Origin of the sequence: Arthrobacter sp. NicSoilB11 (assembly GCF_019977375.1) — a bacterium.
Classification (GTDB): Bacteria; Actinomycetota; Actinomycetes; order Actinomycetales; family Micrococcaceae; genus Arthrobacter.
Genome location: NZ_AP024657.1, coordinates 3589708 through 3607408 on the forward strand (window position 1 = coordinate 3589708; position 17701 = coordinate 3607408).

General features: G+C 68.5%; 15 protein-coding genes. 6 read left to right on the forward strand and 9 right to left on the reverse strand.

Features of this window, described 5'->3' with window-relative positions; all coding sequences use genetic code 11:
- The first annotated feature begins 11 nt into the window (after positions 1-11).
- Positions 12-2057, forward strand: a complete 2046-nt coding sequence (locus tag LDO14_RS16760; protein WP_018768931.1) for a DUF6807 family protein — start codon at positions 12-14, stop codon at positions 2055-2057.
- Positions 2054-3166, forward strand: a complete 1113-nt coding sequence (locus tag LDO14_RS16765; protein WP_026265710.1) for an aminopeptidase P family protein — start codon at positions 2054-2056, stop codon at positions 3164-3166. The genes LDO14_RS16760 and LDO14_RS16765 overlap by 4 nt, the downstream gene beginning before the upstream one ends.
- 78 nt (positions 3167-3244) lie before the next feature.
- On the opposite strand, the gene LDO14_RS16770 is transcribed toward LDO14_RS16765, so the two are convergent.
- The 5 genes from LDO14_RS16770 to LDO14_RS16790 are packed head-to-tail and all read right to left on the reverse strand — an operon-like array spanning position 3245 to position 9127.
- Complete coding sequence (locus LDO14_RS16770) at positions 3245-4696, reverse strand: aldehyde dehydrogenase (NADP(+)) (RefSeq protein WP_018768933.1); 1452 nt, start codon at positions 4694-4696, stop codon at positions 3245-3247.
- 28 nt (positions 4697-4724) lie between these two features.
- Positions 4725-5834, reverse strand: a complete 1110-nt coding sequence (locus LDO14_RS16775) for a mandelate racemase/muconate lactonizing enzyme family protein (protein WP_018768934.1) — start codon at positions 5832-5834, stop codon at positions 4725-4727.
- Positions 5834-6739, reverse strand: a complete 906-nt coding sequence (locus tag LDO14_RS16780) for a 5-dehydro-4-deoxyglucarate dehydratase (RefSeq protein WP_018768935.1) — start codon at positions 6737-6739, stop codon at positions 5834-5836. The genes LDO14_RS16775 and LDO14_RS16780 overlap by 1 nt, the downstream gene beginning before the upstream one ends.
- Entirely contained in the window at positions 6736-7701 is a 966-nt protein-coding gene (locus tag LDO14_RS16785) for an NAD(P)-dependent oxidoreductase (RefSeq protein ID WP_018768936.1), read from the reverse strand. Before LDO14_RS16785 ends, LDO14_RS16780 begins: the two co-directional genes overlap by 4 nt.
- Before the next feature lie 10 nt (positions 7702-7711).
- Positions 7712-9127: a Gfo/Idh/MocA family oxidoreductase gene (locus tag LDO14_RS16790; RefSeq protein ID WP_223992635.1), complete on the reverse strand. Its 1416-nt coding sequence runs from the start codon at positions 9125-9127 to the stop codon at positions 7712-7714.
- Between the two features lie 359 nt (positions 9128-9486).
- Between LDO14_RS16790 and LDO14_RS16795 the strand changes: the two genes are divergently transcribed.
- On the forward strand, positions 9487-10521 hold the full coding sequence (locus LDO14_RS16795; RefSeq protein ID WP_018768938.1) for a LacI family DNA-binding transcriptional regulator: 1035 nt from the start codon (positions 9487-9489) through the stop codon (positions 10519-10521).
- 25 nt (positions 10522-10546) lie between these two features.
- Here the strand turns inward: LDO14_RS16795 and LDO14_RS16800 are convergent, their stop codons facing one another.
- Positions 10547-11239 carry an FCD domain-containing protein gene (locus LDO14_RS16800; RefSeq protein ID WP_026265711.1) on the reverse strand — a complete coding sequence of 231 codons (693 nt, stop codon included), beginning with the start codon at positions 11237-11239 and terminating at the stop codon, positions 10547-10549.
- Positions 11240-11305: 66 nt separating this feature from the next.
- Here LDO14_RS16800 and LDO14_RS16805 point away from each other — a divergent pair, with 66 nt between their 5' ends.
- Positions 11306-12643: an alpha-hydroxy acid oxidase gene (locus LDO14_RS16805; protein ID WP_018768940.1), complete on the forward strand. Its 1338-nt coding sequence runs from the start codon at positions 11306-11308 to the stop codon at positions 12641-12643.
- Between the two features lie 29 nt (positions 12644-12672).
- Here the strand turns inward: LDO14_RS16805 and LDO14_RS16810 are convergent, their stop codons facing one another.
- Together LDO14_RS16810 and LDO14_RS16815 are read right to left on the reverse strand one after the other, a co-directional pair.
- Positions 12673-13317, reverse strand: a complete 645-nt coding sequence (locus LDO14_RS16810; protein ID WP_018768941.1) for a metalloregulator ArsR/SmtB family transcription factor — start codon at positions 13315-13317, stop codon at positions 12673-12675.
- Positions 13318-13377: 60 nt separating this feature from the next.
- Complete coding sequence (locus LDO14_RS16815) at positions 13378-14589, reverse strand: acetoin utilization protein AcuC (protein ID WP_026265712.1); 1212 nt, start codon at positions 14587-14589, stop codon at positions 13378-13380.
- A gap of 104 nt (positions 14590-14693) precedes the next feature.
- On the opposite strand from LDO14_RS16815, the gene LDO14_RS16820 reads away from it, so the two are divergent.
- Both LDO14_RS16820 and LDO14_RS16825 read left to right on the forward strand, forming a co-directional pair.
- Positions 14694-16127: a potassium transporter TrkG gene (locus LDO14_RS16820; RefSeq protein WP_018768943.1), complete on the forward strand. Its 1434-nt coding sequence runs from the start codon at positions 14694-14696 to the stop codon at positions 16125-16127.
- Positions 16120-16806 carry a TrkA family potassium uptake protein gene (locus LDO14_RS16825; RefSeq protein ID WP_026265713.1) on the forward strand — a complete coding sequence of 229 codons (687 nt, stop codon included), beginning with the start codon at positions 16120-16122 and terminating at the stop codon, positions 16804-16806. The genes LDO14_RS16820 and LDO14_RS16825 overlap by 8 nt, the downstream gene beginning before the upstream one ends.
- Here LDO14_RS16825 and proC read toward each other — a convergent pair.
- Complete coding sequence (proC, locus tag LDO14_RS16830; RefSeq protein WP_018768945.1) at positions 16803-17636, reverse strand: pyrroline-5-carboxylate reductase; 834 nt, start codon at positions 17634-17636, stop codon at positions 16803-16805. The two genes, LDO14_RS16825 and proC, sit on opposite strands and share 4 nt — an antisense overlap.
- Positions 17637-17701 lie beyond the last annotated feature (65 nt).

Genomic DNA, 17701 nt, shown 5'->3' on the forward strand with positions numbered 1-17701 from the left:
CAAGGACCCACGTGACCACACAGCATTCGGCGGAATCCACACACCGGCAGCCCCCGTCCACAGACCTCCCCAGGGTGGCCCTGGTGGGCGTGCACGGCTTCGGCGAGCGGCACCTTGCCAACCTGGCCCGCCTTGAACAGGCAGGCGCCCTTGAACTGGTGGCCGTCGCCGATCCCAACCCGCCGCAGCCCGGCAGCCTGGCCGGTTCGGTGGCTGTGTACCCGGACATGGACGGGCTGCTGGCCGCCCAGCCGGGCGTCGACGTCGTCATCATTGCCACCCCCATCCAGACCCATGCTCCCCTGGCCCTCGCCGCCCTGTCAGCGGGCAAGGACGTGTATGTGGAAAAGCCGCCGGTAGCATCCCTCGCCCAGTTCCAGGACGTGCTGGCAGCCGCCGGGAAAGCGGGCCGCCTGGTCCAGGTAGGCTTCCAGAGCCTGGGATCGCACGCCCTGCCCGCCATCAGGGACCTGGTGGCCGCCGGGGACATCGGCACCGTCCTGGGCATCAGCGCCACCGGCCAGTGGCTCCGGACCACGGCATACTTCAAGCGCTCGCGCTGGGCCGGGAAGCGCAGCCTCGACGGCGTGGACGTGGTGGACGGCGTGGCCACCAATGCCCTGGCACACGCAGTGGCCACCGCCCTGCATCTGGCCGGGGCACCCACCCTGGCGGACATTGCCTCCGTGGAAACGGACCTGTACCGGGCCAACCAGACCGAAAGCGACGACACCTCCGTGCTGCGCGTCCGCACTTCCCAGGGAACCACGCTGCTGTGCGCCCTCACGCTCTGCGCCCCGGAACAGCTGGACCCCACCGTGACCGTGCACGGAACCCTGGGTGAAATCACCCTTTCCTACACCAGCGATGAGGTGGTCATCACCACGCCCGACGGCGAGCGCCGGGAGACCTACGCGCGGACGGACCTGCTGGAGAACCTGCTCGAGGCCCGGGCCACGGGGGCTCCCCTGCTCTGCGCCCTTGAGGACACCGGCGCGTTCACTGCCGTCCTGGAGGCCATCCGCACCTCTCCGGCACCGGCCCCGATCGACGCCCGGTACGTCTCCTGGGAGGGCGGGGGCGACGACGCCCACCCCGTGGTCCCGGGCATCACCGACCTGATGGCCCGCGCCGTCAAGGCGCAGGCAACGTTCGCCGAACTCGGCGTCCCCTGGGCCCGCACCCTGCCGCCCGCCCGCACCCTGACCCTGGACGGGCACCCGGTGGCGGACTACCAGGACGGCAGCCACATCCGTGCAGTGTCCTCCCCCCGCCCCTACCTGCACCCGGTCCGGACACTGGCCGGAACCGTGGTGACGGACCACCAGCCGCTGGACCACGTGTGGCACCTGGGGGTTGGGGTGGCGCTGCAGGACGTGGACGGGGTGAATTTCTGGGGCGGCCGCACCTATACCCGGGAAGCCGGGCAGTACGTCTGGCGTCCTGACCATGGCAGCATCGTCCGCACCGCCACCACGGCGGTGCAGGCCGACGCCGGCGAAGGGCGTGCGGGCAAGCTCCAGGAAACCCTGGACTGGAACGGGCCCGACGGTGCCCCCATCCTGGTGGAGGAGCGCTCCTGGGCGTGGTCCGGCGTCGCGCCCTCCATCTGGCGGCTGTCCCTCGACTTCGCGCTGTCCCCCGCCGGTGACAAGCCGGTCAGCCTGGGCAGCCCGGGATCGAACGGACGCTTCGAGGGCGGTTACGGTGGCTTCTTCTGGCGCCTGCCCCCTTGCGGTGACGCCGCGGTCTGGACGCCCGCCGGTTCCGGCGAGGCGGAGACCCACGGAAGCGTCACGCCCTGGCTCGCCTGGTCAGGAAAGTTCGACGGCGGGCCCGCCACCCTGGTGTTCGTCGCACCGGAAGGGTCCACGGATCCCTGGTTTGTCCGGGTGGACGGCTACCCCGGAGTGGGCCAGTCCCTGGCATGGGACGCCCCCGTGATGGCCCGGCCGGGCAGTCCCGTGCGGCGGCGCGTCACCGTCTTTGTGGCCGACGGAATCCTGTCCACAACCGACATCGAAGATTTGACCAACCAGCAGGGGGAGCCGTCATGAGCCAAACAACAACATCAGCCGTTTCCGGGCGGGAGGCGCGGGTGGCTCCCGGGTCCAGGACGGACCGGGCCATCAAGCGCCAGCGTGTCCTGGACATTCTCGACGCCGCCGGGCATGACTCCGTGCTTCTCACCACGAACACCGCCCTGACGTGGTACCTGGACGGCAGCCGCGTCCACATCAGCCTGGCCGGCGATCCCATCGCCGCCCTGCTGGTGGACCGGGACGGCGACCACCTGGTCACGTTCAACAACGAAGCCGGCAGGATCGCGGCCGAGGAGCTTCCCGGCGGCGTCAACCTGCACACCGTGCCCTGGTACGGGAACCTGCACCAGGCCGCGGCCGCCGTCGGAAACGGCTCCCGGCCGCTGGCGGAAGCGGACGTCTCTTCGCAGCTGCGGGCCGCCCGCCAGCGGCTCCTTCCCGCTGAAAGCGCCCGCTATTCCACCCTCAGCGCGGAACTGGCCGCCATGATGACCGATGTCCTGTCTGCCGCCCGCCCCGACACCACGGAATTCGAGCTGGTTTCGGCCCTGGCGGGCCGGGTGGTGGCCGCCGGCGCGGAGCCGCTGGTCCTGCTGTGCAACGGCAGCTCCCGCACCACCTTCCGGCACCCGTTGGCCACGCACTCCCCCCTCGGCAGGCGTGCCATGGCCGTCGTGTGCGCCCGCCGCGACGGCCTGGTTGCCAACATCACCCGCTGGATCAGGTTCGACGCCGGCACCCAGGAAGAGCGCGACGCCGAGGCGCGCATCGCGGCAGTGGAAGCGGATGTTTTTGACGCCACCGTCCCGGGAGTCGGGCTGGACAGGATTTTCGCCGAGATCCAGGCATCCTACGTGCGGCACGGTTTCGGGGCGGACCAGTGGGAGCAGCACCACCAGGGTGGTCCGGCCGGCTACGCGGGCCGTGACCCGCGGGTGACATCCGAAGCCACCGACACTGTGGTGCTGGACCAGGCCTTCACTTGGAACCCTTCCGGCCCCGGCGTCAAGATCGAAGACACGGTACAGCTCACGGAATCCGGACTTCGAGTGCTCACCGTGGACCCGCGCTGGCCTGTGGCCACCGTGAATGGGCTGGACCGGCCGGTGACGCTGCAGCTGTAAGGCGCTTCTGCAGGCATCACGTAAGCCCCGGGACCTTGCGGTCCCGGGGCTTAGTTGATGGTCCTGCCGGCCCTTGGCTTACGGAAGCTGCAGTTCACCGTCCACGCGGCGCGGGATGCCCAGGGGGTTGTCCTCACGCAGTGCCGGGTGCAGCACTGCCTCCGGGGCGTCCTGGTAGGCCACCGGCCGCTGGAACCTGCGGACCGCCGTCGCGCCCACCGAGGTGAACAGTGACGTGGTGGCCGGGTACGGGCCACCGTGCTGCTGGGCCCAGTTGACGGCCACGCCCGTGGGCCAGCCTTCGAACAGGACGCGTCCTGCAAGTCCGGACAGCTGCTCCACCAGGCCTGCGATGTCCTCACCGGGCTGGGCGTGCAGGGTGCCGGTCAGGCTCCCCGGGACCTTGGCCAGGACGGCGGACAGTTCGTCCTGGCCCGTGTATTCGATGAGGATGGTGGTGGGGCCAAAGCACTCCTCCAGCAGCTGCTCCGGGCGTTCCAGCACCTTGGCGGCGGTGGTGGAGAAGACCACCGGAGCGGCGCCGTTGGCGGCCGCGTCCTGGTCCACGGTGCCGCTGACCACCTCCACGCCGTCGACTGACGCGAAGGCGCGCAACCCGTCCGGGTAGGCTTCCGCGATCCGGCTGGTGAGCATGCCCAGGGCTGGCTTGTCCTTGCTGGCCTCCGCCACGGCCCCGGCAAACTGCGTCCCCGCGGGGATGAACACCAGGCCCGGCTTGGTGCAGAACTGGCCCGCCCCAAGGGTGAAGGAGCCCGCCAGTCCGGCGGCGAGTTCCGCGGAGCGTGCCTCCAGTGCCGCCGCGGTGATGACCACGGGGTTCAGGCTCCCCAGTTCCCCGTAGAACGGGATGGGGTCGGGGCGGGAGGTGGCAAGGTCGAACAGGGCCCGGCCGCCGGGGATGGACCCGGTGAAGCCCACGGCCTTGATGGCGGGGTCCTGGACCAGGGCTGTTCCCACTTCACGGCCGTGGACCAGGGCGAACAGGCCGTCCGGTGCACCCGCGCCGCGAAGCGCCTCCGCCACGATCTCCGCCGTGCGTTCGGACAGCCGCAGGTGGCCTGAGTGTGCCTTGACGATGACCGGGCACCCGACGGCGAGGGCCGAGGCGGTGTCACCGCCTGCCACGGAGAAGGCAAACGGGAAATTGGAGGCGGAAAAGACGGCAACAGGGCCGATGGGCTTGAGGATCCTGCGGAGGTCAGGCCTGGGCGGGGTGGCAGCGGGATCCGCGTGGTCGATGATGGCTTCAAGATAGGAACCCTCAGTGATCACCCGGGCGAACAGGCGCAGCTGGCCGGTGGTGCGGGCCACCTCCCCCGTCAGCCGCGGGGCACCCAGGCTGGTCTCGGCGTCCGCGATGTCCACCAGTTCAGCAGCATTGGCGTCCAGGGCGTCAGCCACCGCGTTCAGCCAGCCGGCGCGCTCTGCGTCAGGGGCTGCGGCCGAGATCCTGGCTGCTGCTGTGGCCGCAGCGGTGAGCTCTGTCAGGGAAAGCGTTGCAGTTGTCACGTCAGGTACCTGTTCGTCGTATGGAAGTTCATGGCTGCGGGGTTTCCCGGAAGCGGAAGCCCAGTCCGGGCCGGTCCGCCAGGGCCACCCTGCTGTTGGCGAACCGCACCGGCGACGGGCCGGCCAGGATCCCCAACTGTTCGAAGGATGCCTCCTCGACGTCCTCCACCATAGTGGGCTCCGCCAGGGTCAGGGCCAGCTGCCCGGACAGTTCGGGCAGCAGGTGCGGCATGATCTTGATGCTGTTGGTCCGTGCCAGCTCAACGATCCGCCGGAACGGGGTAATGCCGCCCACCCGGATGATGTTGGGCTGGATGATGTCCACCGCCTCCGCCTCTATGAAATCGCGGAACCGGTAGATGGTGTGCAGGTTTTCGCCAAGGGCGATGGGCACGGGCGAGTGCTTCCGGAGCCTGCGGTAGGCCCAGAGATCGTCCGCGCGGATGGGTTCCTCCAGCCATTCCAGCCCGAATTCGGCCAGCACATCGAGGGCCCGGAAGGTGGTGGGCAGGTCCCACCGCTGGTTTGCGTCGATCATGAGCCTGCGGTCCGGGCCCAGGACGGAGCGGACGGCGGCAACGCGTTCGCGGTCCTCGCGGAGGTCCGGTTTGCCCACCTTGATCTTCACTGCCTGGTGGCCGGCGGCAACCCAGCGTTCAGCCTGCGCCACCAGCTCGTCCAGGGTGTAGTGCAGGTTCACGCCGGAGCCGTAAACCTCGGCTGATTCCTGCCGCTGGCCCAGCAGGCCGGTGACCGACGTCCCGGCACGGCGGGCCTGCAGGTCCCACAGCGCCAGGTCCACACCAGCCATGGCGATGGTGGTGAGCCCTCCGCCGCCGGCCTCGTGCAGCCGCTTCCAGAGCACGTCCCACACCCCCTCGGGGGTGGCGGGCAGACCGGCGATGAAAGGGGCGATGTCGTGATCAAGCAGCGCCTTGACTGCCTGGGGACCGATGGTGGGCGTCCAGGAGAAACCAAAGCCCGTGCCGCCGTCGTCCGTGTGAACCTCCGTGGCGATCACGTGGTTCTCCGGCGCCTCTGCGCCCCAGCTGCGGCGCAGCGGAACGGTGAGGAGCCGCGTCGACAGGCCGGTGATGCGCGGAACGGTACGGACGGCTTCGGCCGCCGGTGCGCCCATCAGTGCCCGGCCAGCTCGTAACCCTTGGCCAGGATGGCCTTGAGCTCCACGAGCTGTTCCTCCGTGGGGTCCACCAGCGGCGGGCGGACGGAACCCACCGGCATTCCGCCCAGCCGGAGGCCCGCCTTGATCAGGGAAACGCCGAAGCCGGGGGTCTGGTCCCGCAGGCGTACCAGGGGTGCGTAGAAGCCCTCAAGGAGGGCGTTGCGCCGTTCCTCGTCTCCGGCAGCGTAGGCATCGTAGTAGGCCTTGGCGATCTCCGGGGCCATGGCGAAAGCCGCCGAGGAGTATAGCGGGATGCCCAGACCGCGGTACGCGCCCTGCGTCAGTTCGGCGGTGAGCAGGCCGTTGAAGAAGGCGAAGTCCTTGCGGCCCGTTGCCTTGACCGCGGACACGATTTCCTGGGCGAGGCCCACGTCGCCAAGACCATCCTTGAAACCGATGACCTTGGGGTTGGCGGCGAGCTTGGCCATTGACGCCGCGGTGAATTTGGCGTTGCCGCGGTGGTACACGATGACCGGCAGGCTGCTGGCGTTGGCCACGGCCTCGATGTAGGCCACCAGCCCGTCCGTGGGGCCGGTGACCAGGTACGGCGGAAGCACCAGCAGCGCGTCGGCGCCTGCTTCCTCGGCAGCCCGGGCGGCTGCGAGGGCGTGGCCCAGGGGTCCGCCCGCACCGGCCACCACAGGGACTCGCCCGGCAACGACCTCGACGGCGGCCGCCACCACGGTGCGGACCTCCCCGATGCTGAGGGCGTGGAATTCGCCGGTGCCGCAGGCGGGGAAGACGCCGCCCGGGCCGAAAGGCAGCCGGGAGCTGATGTGTTCCTTGAGCAGTTCCACGTCAACGGCACCTTCGGCCGTGAACGGGGTGACGGGGAAGAACAGTACGCCGTCGAATTTCATGATGTCTCCTTGCCTCCGGCGCTGGCGGTAACCAGCGTGGAAGCCTCGTCGTTGAGGGTTGGGTGGGACTTGAGTTCTGTGCGCCAGCTGCGCTTGGGCTGCCAGCCGAGCAGTTCCCGGGCCTTGGCAATGGAGAACGCCGGGTTGGTTCCGGTCAGGCCGGCGCTGAGCGCTTCGCTTCCCGGCAGGAATTTTGGCATCAGCTCCGCCAGGGGCGCGGTGGCCAGTGCGTCGGCTGCCCCTACGAAGAAGGTTTCCCCGTTCGGAATGTCCGCCATTTTCTGCAGCAGCAGGTCCAGGAAATCAGCCACATCCCGGGCGTCCACGTAGTTGAACAGCGCCGGAGCGGAGAGGGCGGGGTCGGCCAGGCGTTCGGCGAGCGTGTGCCCCTGCTGGGTGGGGGCACCGTCCCATTCCTCCGGCGAGATGACAAAGCAGGGACGAAACGCCGCGTACCGGATCTTCTCTCCCTGCGCCGTGGCGAACATCTGCATGGTCTGCTCGGCGATGAGCTTGGACAGCGCGTAGGCGTTCCAGGGCTTGGGCGGCGTGCGCTCGTCCAACGGGAACGACGGCGGCAGCCACCCCGCCGGGCATCCGTAGCCCAGGACCGTGGGGCTGCTGGCGGTGACGATTTTGCCAACGCCCAGTTCCGTTGCGGCGCTGATGACCGCGAAGGCGAGCCGGGTGTTGGTGGCGAAAATGACGTCCTCGGGTGCGCTGAACGGTACCGCGATCGCCGCAAGGTGGATGACGGCGTCGGGCCTTGCATCCCGAAGGAGGCGCAGTGCCTCGCCCGGCGCCAGGAGGTCCGCGGTCTCCTGGACGACGCCGGCCGGCAGGAGCCCGGCGGGGACGGCGTCACGGTCAACCGAGACCACCTCATGGCCCGCCTGGGCCAGCCCCGCCACCACGCTGCGGCCAAGGCGGCCCGCGCCGCCGGTCACGAATATCCTGCTCATGGTTTTTCCTCTACTTGGCGCGGCGAAGGTCGACGCCGAGGTCCAGGTCCTCGACCCGGACGGGCAGGGACGATTCCAGGGAGAGGTTGCCTGCGATGCCCACGGACACTGAACGCAGGCCGTCCAGGTAACCGGAGGGCCGGCCCAGGGGGTCCTCGCCCGGTCCGTTGAAGAGGTCCGACAGCAGCAGTTCGTCACCGCCGCCGTGCCCGCCTTCGCCGTTGACGATCGGCACCTCGTAGGCGGCCTCCCAGTGGCGCTGGACCACCAGCCGCTCGCCGTTGCGGCGCACGGCGTCCTCTTCCTCCACGGGGGTTGCGGAAGGGTCCACGACGGTTTTCTGGTCGGTGCTGTGCAGGACGGCGGCGCGTTCCACCACTTCAAGCTCCGCCCGGCCCTCGGTGCCGTTGACCGCCACCCGGTAGCCTTCCCAGGGGCTGTGCGCGTTCAGCGAGTAGCTCAGGCGCGGCCCACCCTGGTACTCCACCACCAGGGCCAGGTTGTCCTCAATGGTGATGCCGGCGGTGAAGACATCCTGGTCGCGGCGGTAGCCGTCGTAGTGTTCGTTGTCCAGGAACAGTGCCTTGAGCCGCTCGTCCTCGCGCAGGTCCAGCGCGAAGGGGTCCTTCTCGCCGGCGGGGGCATCGGCGTCGGGCGTTCCCCGTTCCGGGCGTGGGCCAAGGCCGCGCTCGGCAGCGTTCTTGTCGCCATAGAACTTCAGGCCACCGGAAGCGAAGACCCGCTCCGGGACGTCGTCGATCCACCAGTTGACCAAGTCAAAGTGGTGCGACGCCTTGTGGATGAGCAGCCCGCCGGAGTTCTTCTTCTCACGGTGCCAGCGGCGGAAGTAGTCCGCGCCGTGGACGGTGTCCAGGACCCAGCTGAAGTCGACGGACGTGACTTTGCCGATCACGCCGCTCTGGATGATTTCCTTGAGCGCGCTGTTGCGGGGCGAGTAGCGGTAGTTGAACGTGACCACCACGTTCCGGCCGGTTTCCTGGACGGCCTGGGTGATGCGGCGGCAGCCTTCGGCATCGATGGTCAGTGGCTTTTCGACCACGACATCCGCTCCGGCACGAAGACCCTCAACAATATAGTCCGCATGGGTGTAGTCCGGGGTGGTGACAATAATCCGGTCGATGCCGTTGGCCTGGATAAACGCTGTCAGGTCCGCGGGATCAAAGGACGCCACCGGTCCCGGCGCGCCCAGTTCCTGGATGAGCTTCTGGTAAAACTCCACGCGTCCGGGATTCACATCGGAGAACGCCACCAGTTCGGCGGTATCGGCGTGCTTGCCGAAGATGGCCCGGATGTACATCTCGGAGCGGCCACCGGTGCCGATCAGGGCGATGCGGGTCTTCCCGCCGTCCTTGGCAGTGGCCTGGGCGGCAGCTGCGGCCGACGTCGTCTCGGCTGTGTTGACCATGGGGTCCCTTTCGAAAGCTCATTGAACGGCCGTGGGAACGGCGGCTGTGGATCAGCGGCGGCACTCTGCTGCACCGGTTGGAAAAGCAGGCGAGAAAGCGTTTTCTCAGTTGTCTATAAAAGTTCTACCAACCCCGCGGGGCATTCGTCAACCATTTCCCGCGCTGAGGGAAAGCGCTTTCTTCGCTCCCGGCGCAGGACATCTGCCGGCGGTCCGGGAAAACGGCTGGGAAAAGCATAGAAATCGCTTTCCTACGCCCGTATATGCTGTCTTTCAAAGCAGGTTGCCATCACGGCCGGCCGCCCGGGCACCAACCGGTCGCGGCAGCTCCGGCGGATGGCGCAAACGAAGGGTTCCCCATGGCCAGGAAATCGGCAAGCGGCAGGATCGGCATCGCAGATGTCGCCGTGAAGGCGGGAGTCTCCCATGCCACCGTTTCGCGTGTCATGAACGGAAACTTCACCGTGGACCCGGACATTGCCGCCAGGGTCCGTGCAGCGGCCGCCGAACTGAAGTACCAGCCCAATCCCGTGGGCCGCAGCCTGGCCCTGGGCAAGACGGACACCATCGGCATTGTGGTGCCGGACCTGGCCAACCCCACCTTCCAGGCGATCCTCCGCGGCCTGAGCCGGGCAGCCGCCCAGGACGGTTACCGCGTGCTCATCGCGGACTCATTCGAAGTGTCCAGCGAGGAGTCCATCCTCGCGGGCGAGGCGCGCCGGCGCTGCGACGGGCTGGTCCTGTGCGCCCCGCGCATGTCCGATGCGGAACTGGAGGAGATCGCACCCTCGCTGCACCCGCTGGTGCTGATCAACCGCACCACCTCCACTCCGAACGTGCCCAGCCTGGTGGTGGACTACGGCCAGGGCGTCCAGGACATCGCGGGGCACCTTGTGGAATTGGGCCACACCCGCCTGGCCTTCCTCGCGGGCCCGCCCCGCAGCGCCTCCAATGAGATGCGGCTCAAGGGCCTGGAGGCCTTCAGGGCCGCCCACCCCGAGGTGGAGGTGACCATGCTGGAGGGCGGCTCCGACTTCGACACCGGGCACGAAGCGGTGGATGCCGTCCTGGCGAGCGGGGCCACAGGCATCCTGGCATTCAATGACCTGGTGGCAATGGGCCTGATGAGCGGACTGCATGAGCGCGGCCTGGACGTCCCCGGGGACATTTCCGTGACCGGCTTCGATGACATCCCCTTCGCCAGGTACACGACGCCGGCCCTCACCACCGGTGCGGTCCCCATCACCGAACTGGGCGAGCAGGCCTGGCACCAGCTCCGGGCGCTGATCCGGAAGGAAGGCAATGCGTCCACGGGCAGCCGCTACCAGCCGCGGCTGGAAGTGCGGGCCAGCACCGGGCCGGCCAAGGCGCCGCGCAGCACGGTCCACGGCTGAGCCTTTCTGTACGCTCCGCCCAGGCTTATCCCGCGCCCAGCCCGGCCTCTTTGTAGAATCCCTCGATGTGGGCCGCCACGAGTTCCGCGGCCCGGGCGCCGTCCCCATTCCTGACCGCAGCGAGGATGGCGTGGTGTTCGGTGCGCAGGCGCGACGCTGTGGCTTCCCAGTCCGGCAAGGTGGCCGTGAGTTCGGCAGCGTAGCCCTGGATGGCTTCCCGGAGCGACCCCATCATGGCACTGACCACCGCATTGCCGGCGGCGTTGGCCAGGGCCAGGTGGAACCGGACATCGAGGGCCAGGAAATCGCTGGCCGAGAGTCCGTCCGGGGCATCCATGGCCGCCAGGAGCGCGGCAGCCCCGTCAAGTTCGGGTGCGTCCTGCGGGGCTTTCGCCGCAGCCCATGACTCCAGCAGGACCCGCGTTTCCACGATGTCCGCCACGGGCAGGTGCTGGGTGGCCACGTGCAGCCGCAGGGCGGATCCCAGCGCCGCGGTGGGGTCCGAAATCACCACCGTCCCGGCTTCCGGCCCGGACCCGACGCCCGCGCGGACCACTCCCATTGCCTCCAGAATCCGGATCGCCTCGCGGACCGATGTGCGGGAGACCTTGAGCTGTTCGGCCAAGGTGCGCTCCGCCGGCAGCCTTCCACCCACGGCCAACCGGCCGGCCGAGAGTTGGTCCTCGATCCAGGACAGGACCAGCTGATGGGTACGCATAGGCCAATGGTACTTGATGTGGTTGGACCACATCACCTAGAGTGTGGTTGGACCATAGGAGGACCCATGACGCATACCATCCAGCCCAACAACCCTGAGGCGACCCCGGCGCCGGACACCACCGACATCCCCGCAGCGCCGGCACCCGCCCCGGCACCGTCGTCGTCCGCGCTGCCCGCAGCCCTGAAGCGCCGCATTCCCAAGTACTCGGACCTGGCGCCGCTGATGCAGTTCAAGAAGCCGGAGTTCAGCAAGGAGGCGCGGCTGAAGCGGGCCAGCACCATCTGGGAACTCCGCGACATCGCCAAGCGCCGCACCCCCAAGGCGCCTTTCGACTACACCGACGGCGCGGCTGAAGAGGAGATCACGCTCCGCCGCGCCCGCCAGGCCTTCCTGGACATCGAGTTTCGGCCGGGCATCCTGCGGAACGTCTCCGCCATCGACCTCAGTACGGAGATCCTGGGAAAGCCCTCGCGGCTTCCCGTTGGCATCGCACCGACAGGGTTCACCCGGATGATGCAGTCCGAGGGCGAATACGCAGGGTCGCAGGCAGCGGAGGCCGCAGGCATCCCCTACACCCTGTCCACCATGGGCACCGCCTCGATCGAGGACGTCGCCGCTGCCGCACCCAACGGGCGCAACTGGTTCCAGCTGTACCTGTGGACGGACCGGGACCGGTCGCTGGAACTGATCGAGCGCGCAGCCAGGGCGGGCAACGACACCCTCATGGTGACCGTGGACACTGCCGTGGCCGGCGCCCGCCTGCGCGACGTCCGCAACGGCATGACCATCCCGCCGGCGCTCACGGTGAAGACCGTCCTGGATGCCTCCTACCGGCCGGCCTGGTGGTTCAACTTCCTCACCCACGAGCCGCTCACGTTCGCCTCGCTCTCCCGCTACACCGGCACCGTGGCCGATCTCATCAACTCCATGTTCGATCCCACCCTCACGTTCGAGGACCTGGACTGGCTGCGCGAAACCTGGAAAGGCAAGCTGGTGGTCAAGGGCATCCAGACCGTTGAGGACGCCCGCGAGGTAGTGGACCACGGCGCCGACGGCGTGGTCCTGTCCAACCACGGCGGCCGCCAGCTGGACCGGGCCCCCATCCCGTTCCACCTGCTGCCCGGGGTCAAGGAGGCCTTCGCGGCGGACAACACCGATGCCGCCATCATTCTGGACACCGGGATCATGAGCGGCGCGGACATCGTGGCCGCCCTGGCCCTGGGCGCGGACTTCACCCTGATCGGCCGCGCCTACCTCTACGGCCTGATGGCCGGCGGACGGGCGGGAGTGGACCGCACCCTGCAGATCCTCGAGAAGGACATGGCGCGGACCATGGCGCTGCTGGGCGTCAGCAAGGTGTCCGAACTCACCCCGGACCACGTGCGCCTGCTGGCCAAGTAGGCTGCGCTGCGCTTACCGCTCCGCGGGGATTACTTCTTGCGGCCGAACTTAGGGAGGTTGGGCAGGTTCGCCAGCAGGTCGGCGGCCTTGGTGGCGGCGCGGCCAACAGTCCTGCCGATCTGCTGGGGCACGCTGTCATCGCTCAACGGGGCGGCCGTCCCGCCGGGAATCACGACGGCGGGGCTCAGCTCGGCGCCTTCGCGCACCAGGACGGGCGCCGGGACTTCCTCCCGGGTCTGCGACGTGCCTGGCCCGGCAGCGCCGGCGGCCCGGGACAGGGAGGGGGCCGCGGCGGCGACGCCTTCGGTCAGGTGGGCAGCGCCCGCTGTGGCACTGCCCGCCTGGGCCGGGACTGCCTGATCCGGGATTTCCTGATGATGGCCACGCGGTGCCGTGGCGGCTTTGGCTCCAGGGCCGACGTCGAACGTCTCCAGCCAGCTGGCGATGCCCTCCAGCGGCCCGCGGTTCAACGCGTAGTACCGCTTCTGGCCTTGGGCCCGCATGCTGACCAGCTGTGCTTCACGAAGGACTTTCAGGTGCTTGGAAATGGTGGGCTGGCTCGCCGCCAGTTCCTCCACCAGCTCCCCCACGGCCTTGTCTCCTGCCCGGAGGGCCACCAGGATATCCCGCCGGGTGGATTCCGCTATGACGGCAAATACGTCGTCTGTCACCATGCCTCCCACCCTAGCGACATATGCCCCGAAAGGCATCAACTATTTCGGCCGCCAGGGAGCCTAGTCGAACCAGGGGTCCAGCCCGTGCAGCGGGAACACTGCCTTGCGGGTGGCCATGACAGTGCGGTCCACGGCGTCGTTGGGGTCGAAGCCCACTTCCCAGGACCGCCACCACAGCTCCACGTCATCCCCCATGAGGGCCGGCGCCTCCCTGCCGAACTTCTCCGTCACATACTGCCGCCAGTCCCCGGGCACGGGCGTCCGCAGCGGCACGGGCCGTCCGGCGGCGATGGCCACCAGGTGGCTCCAGGCCCGCGGCACCACGTCCAGCACGTTGTAGCCGCCGCCGCCGGTGGCGATCCACCGGCCACCGCAGTAGCGCTCGGCCAGATGCCCGACGGCGTTCGCTGCCTCCCGCTGTCCGTCCACGCTGAGGTTGAGGTGCGTCAGGGGATCGCTGCGGTGTGAATCGCAGCCGTGCTGGCTCACGATCACCTCGGGTTCGAAGGCGCCCACCAGTTGCGGCACCACGGCGTAGAAGGCGCGGAGCCACCCGGCGTCACCGGTGCCCGCAGGCAGGGCAACATTCACTGCGGTTCCTTCTGCCGCCGGGCCGCCGATCTCGTTGGCGAACCCGGTCCCGGGAAAGAGGGTCAGCCCTGTCTCATGCAGCGAGAGGGTGAGGACCCGGGGATCATCCCAGAAGATGTTCTGGGTGCCGTCCCCGTGGTGGGCGTCGACGTCGATGTAGGCCACTTTGCGTACGCCGCCGTCGAGCAGCTTCTGCACCGCAACCGCTGCGTCGTTGTAGATGCAGAATCCGCTGGCACGGTCCCGGGACGCGTGGTGCATGCCGCCGCCGAAGTTGACGGCGTGGACGGCCGACCCCTCCAGCACGCGCGATGCCGCCAGCAGGGAGCCGCCGGCCAGGCGTGCCGCGGCCTCATGCATGCCGGCGAACGCGGGATCGTCCTCAGTTCCCAGCCCCCGGGACTCGTCCGGCCGGGAGGGGTCCGTGCTGACACGGCGGACCGCCGCCACGTATTCCGGCGAGTGAACGGACTGCAGGTCGGCGTCCGAGGCCACCTCCGGCGCCGCGACGTCAACATGGTCCAGGTCGAACAGACCCAGGCTGCGGGCAAGGCGGGCCGTCAGGTCCATCCGCTCCGGCGCCATGGGGTGGCCCGGACCAAAGTTGTAGGCTGTCATGTCAGGACTCCACGCCACCATCGTTGGCGGCGCGGGCTGGCTGAGGCCGGGCATGTATGTCATCAATCACAGGCTACCCGAGCCCGCACGGCCGCCCACCCGGCCATGACGCGGGCTTTAGTGGTTTACTACTGGGGGAAGCCGTTACAACCGAGGAAAAGCCACACATGACCCAGAGCCAGTCGAGGCCCCGGACGCCGGCCACCTGGCACCCCCCGGCGCAGGAGCGGGAGGGCCTCCGGGTCCTCACGCGGCTGCGCGACTTCATTGACGACATTGCCAACACCACACCCGCACGGCTGGCGCTGACGGCGTTCGCCGCCGTCTGCACGGTGTTCACGTTCCTGCTGTCCCTGCCGGTCTCCTCAGCTGACGGAACCCCCACGCCTATCCACCAGGCGCTGTTCACCGCGGTCTCTGCGGTGTGCGTCACGGGGCTCACGGTGGTGTCGACGGCGGTCCACTGGTCCTTCTTCGGCCAGCTGGTGATCCTGGTGGGCATCTTCATCGGCGGCTTGGGCACCTTGACGCTGGCGTCGTTGCTGGCACTGATGGTGAGCAAGCGGCTGGGTGTCCGGGGCAAGATCATCGCGGCGGAGTCCATGAACAACGCCGGGCGCCTGGGCGAGGTGGGCACCCTGCTGCGGATCGTCATCACCACGTCCGTGGTCATCGAGGGTGTCCTGGCGCTCGCGCTGGTCCCCCGGTTCCTCACCCTGGGTGAGCCCTTCTGGCAGTCGGTGTGGCACGGTATTTTCTATGCCATCTCGTCGTTCAACAACGCCGGCTTCACGCCGCACTCGGACGGGATCGTGCCCTACGAGACGGACCTCTGGATCCTGATCCCCCTCATGGTGGGGGTCTTCATGGGCAGCCTGGGATTCCCCGTGGTGATGGTCCTGCAGCAGAACGGCCTGAACTGGAAGAAGTGGAATCTCCACACCAAGCTCACCATCCAGGTTTCCCTGATCCTCCTGGCGGCAGGGGCGTTCCTGTGGGCGCTGATGGAGTGGGACAACGCCCGGACCATCGGCACCATGAGCGTGGGCGACAAGATCACCCACGCGCTCTTCGCGTCCGTGATGACGCGTTCGGGCGGATTCAACCTGGTGGACCAGAACCAAATGGACTCCACCACCATGCTGCTGACCGATGCCCTGATGTTTGCCGGCGGCGGCTCCGCCTCCACGGCCGGCGGCATCAAGGTGACCACCATCGCCGTCATGTTCCTGGCCATCGTCGCCGAGGCCCGTGGCGACGCCGACGTCAAGGTCTACGGCCGGACCATCCCGCAGGGCAGCATGCGGGTGGCCATCTCTGTGATCGTCGCCGGCGCCACCCTGGTTTCCGTGTCGGCTTTCCTGCTGCTGCACATCAGCGGCCAGTCACTTGACCGTGTGTTGTTCGAAACCATCTCCGCGTTCGCCACGGTGGGACTCAGCACCAACCTCAGCGCGGAGGTGCCGCCCGCCGGCGTCTACGTCCTCACGGCGCTGATGTTCGCGGGCCGCGTGGGTACCGTTACCCTCGCCGCTGCCCTGGCCCTGCGCCAGCGCAGCCAGTTGTACCACTATCCCGAAGAGAGGCCGATCATTGGCTAGTTCCACAGACGCCCCCCGGCGCCCCGCCCACAATGCCCCTGTACTGGTGATCGGGCTGGGCCGCTTCGGATCATCCACGGCTGAACAGCTGGTGAAGCAGGGCCGGGAAGTCCTCGCGATCGAACGGGACCGGAACCTGGTGCAGAAATGGGCGCCCCTCCTGACCCACGTGGTGGAGGCGGACGCCACCAACATCGATGCGCTCCGCCAGCTCGGCGCCCAGGAGTTCAGCTCCGCCGTCGTGGGTGTGGGCACCTCCATCGAATCCTCCGTGCTGATTACCGTCAACCTGGTGGACCTCGGCATCGAGCACCTGTGGGTGAAGGCCATTACGCCCTCCCACGGCAAGATCCTGACCCGCATCGGCGCCAACCACGTGATCTACCCGGAAGCCGACGCCGGTGTCCGCGCCGCGCACCTGGTCTCCGGGCGCATGCTGGACTTCATCGAGTTCGACGACGACTTTGCCATCGTGAAAATGTACCCGCCGCGCGAAACCGTGGGTTTCACCCTGGACGAGTCAAAGGTCCGTTCCAAGTACGGCGTGACCATTGTGGGCGTGAAGTCCCCCGGCGAGGACTTCACCTATGCCCGGCCCGAGACCAAGGTGTCCTCCCGCGACATGCTCATCGTCTCCGGCCACGTGGACCTGCTCGAACGGTTCGCCGCGCGGCCCTAGCCGAGCTGCCTGGTAATCTCCGCTGCCCGGTCGGCTGCCGCGCGGGCACCGGCCGCAATGATGGCCGGGATGCCCTGTTCGTCGAAGGTGGCAATGGCGCGTTCGGTGGTGCCGTTGGGGCTGGTCACGGCTTTGCGCAGCGCTGCCGGGTCCGCTCCGGGCTGGGCGAGCATGAGGCCCGCACCGGCAACCGTTTCGCGCGCCAGCAACAGGGACAACTCCCGGTCCAGGCCCAGTTCCTCCCCGGCGGACGCCATGGCCTCGGCGAGGTAGAAAGCGTAGGCCGGGCCGGACCCGCTGATGGCGGAGAGCGCGTCCACCTGCTCCTCCGGGACCTCCACCACGGTGCCTGCGCCCTGGAGGATGTCCTTGACCTTCTGGAGCTGCCCAGGGCTGCAGTGGGTTCCTGGCGAGACGGACACGACGCCGCGCCCCAGTTTTGCCGGCGTGTTGGGCATGGTCCGGATGACCGGCTGCCCTTCCGGGAGGGCTGCCTCGAGTTGGGCGATCGAGACCGCGGCGGCGACGCTGACCACCACGGTGTCCGGCGAAAGTGCCGGGCTGATCTCCCGGGCAAGGTCCGCGATGCCCACCGGCTTGACGCCAAGGATGACGACGGCGGACCCCTTGGTGGCTTGCCTGTTGTTGTCAGGTTCCTCCTCGCCGGCAATGGCAGTGATCCCCGGGTAGCGCTCGGCCAGCTCGGATGCACGCTCCGCGCGGCGGACCGTGGCCACCACATCCCCGGGATCCGTCCCTGCCTCCAGCAGGCCGCCAAGAATGGCCTCGTTCATGGATCCACAGCCAAGGAATGCGATTCGGTTGCTCATGCCTCCATCATTGCAGGAGGCAGGCATTCACAGGCAACTCCCATCTTCACCGCAGGCAGCACACA

Excerpts from the sequence above, each read along its gene's own strand:
- LDO14_RS16765 (WP_026265710.1), top strand. The coding sequence starts at position 2,054 with ATGAGCCAAACAACAACATCAGCCGTTTCCGGGCGGGAGGCGCGGGTG.
- proC (WP_018768945.1), bottom strand. The coding sequence starts at position 17,636 with ATGAGCAACCGAATCGCATTCCTTGGCTGTGGATCCATGAACGAGGCC.
- LDO14_RS16815 (WP_026265712.1), bottom strand. The coding sequence starts at position 14,589 with ATGACATACATGCCCGGCCTCAGCCAGCCCGCGCCGCCAACGATGGTG.
- LDO14_RS16790 (WP_223992635.1), bottom strand. The coding sequence starts at position 9,127 with ATGGTCAACACAGCCGAGACGACGTCGGCCGCAGCTGCCGCCCAGGCC.
- LDO14_RS16795 (WP_018768938.1), top strand. The coding sequence starts at position 9,487 with ATGGCCAGGAAATCGGCAAGCGGCAGGATCGGCATCGCAGATGTCGCC.
- LDO14_RS16785 (WP_018768936.1), bottom strand. The coding sequence starts at position 7,701 with ATGAGCAGGATATTCGTGACCGGCGGCGCGGGCCGCCTTGGCCGCAGC.
- LDO14_RS16800 (WP_026265711.1), bottom strand. The coding sequence starts at position 11,239 with ATGCGTACCCATCAGCTGGTCCTGTCCTGGATCGAGGACCAACTCTCG.
- LDO14_RS16780 (WP_018768935.1), bottom strand. The coding sequence starts at position 6,739 with ATGAAATTCGACGGCGTACTGTTCTTCCCCGTCACCCCGTTCACGGCC.
- LDO14_RS16820 (WP_018768943.1), top strand. The coding sequence starts at position 14,694 with ATGACCCAGAGCCAGTCGAGGCCCCGGACGCCGGCCACCTGGCACCCC.
- LDO14_RS16775 (WP_018768934.1), bottom strand. The coding sequence starts at position 5,834 with ATGGGCGCACCGGCGGCCGAAGCCGTCCGTACCGTTCCGCGCATCACC.
- LDO14_RS16810 (WP_018768941.1), bottom strand. The coding sequence starts at position 13,317 with ATGGTGACAGACGACGTATTTGCCGTCATAGCGGAATCCACCCGGCGG.
- LDO14_RS16805 (WP_018768940.1), top strand. The coding sequence starts at position 11,306 with ATGACGCATACCATCCAGCCCAACAACCCTGAGGCGACCCCGGCGCCG.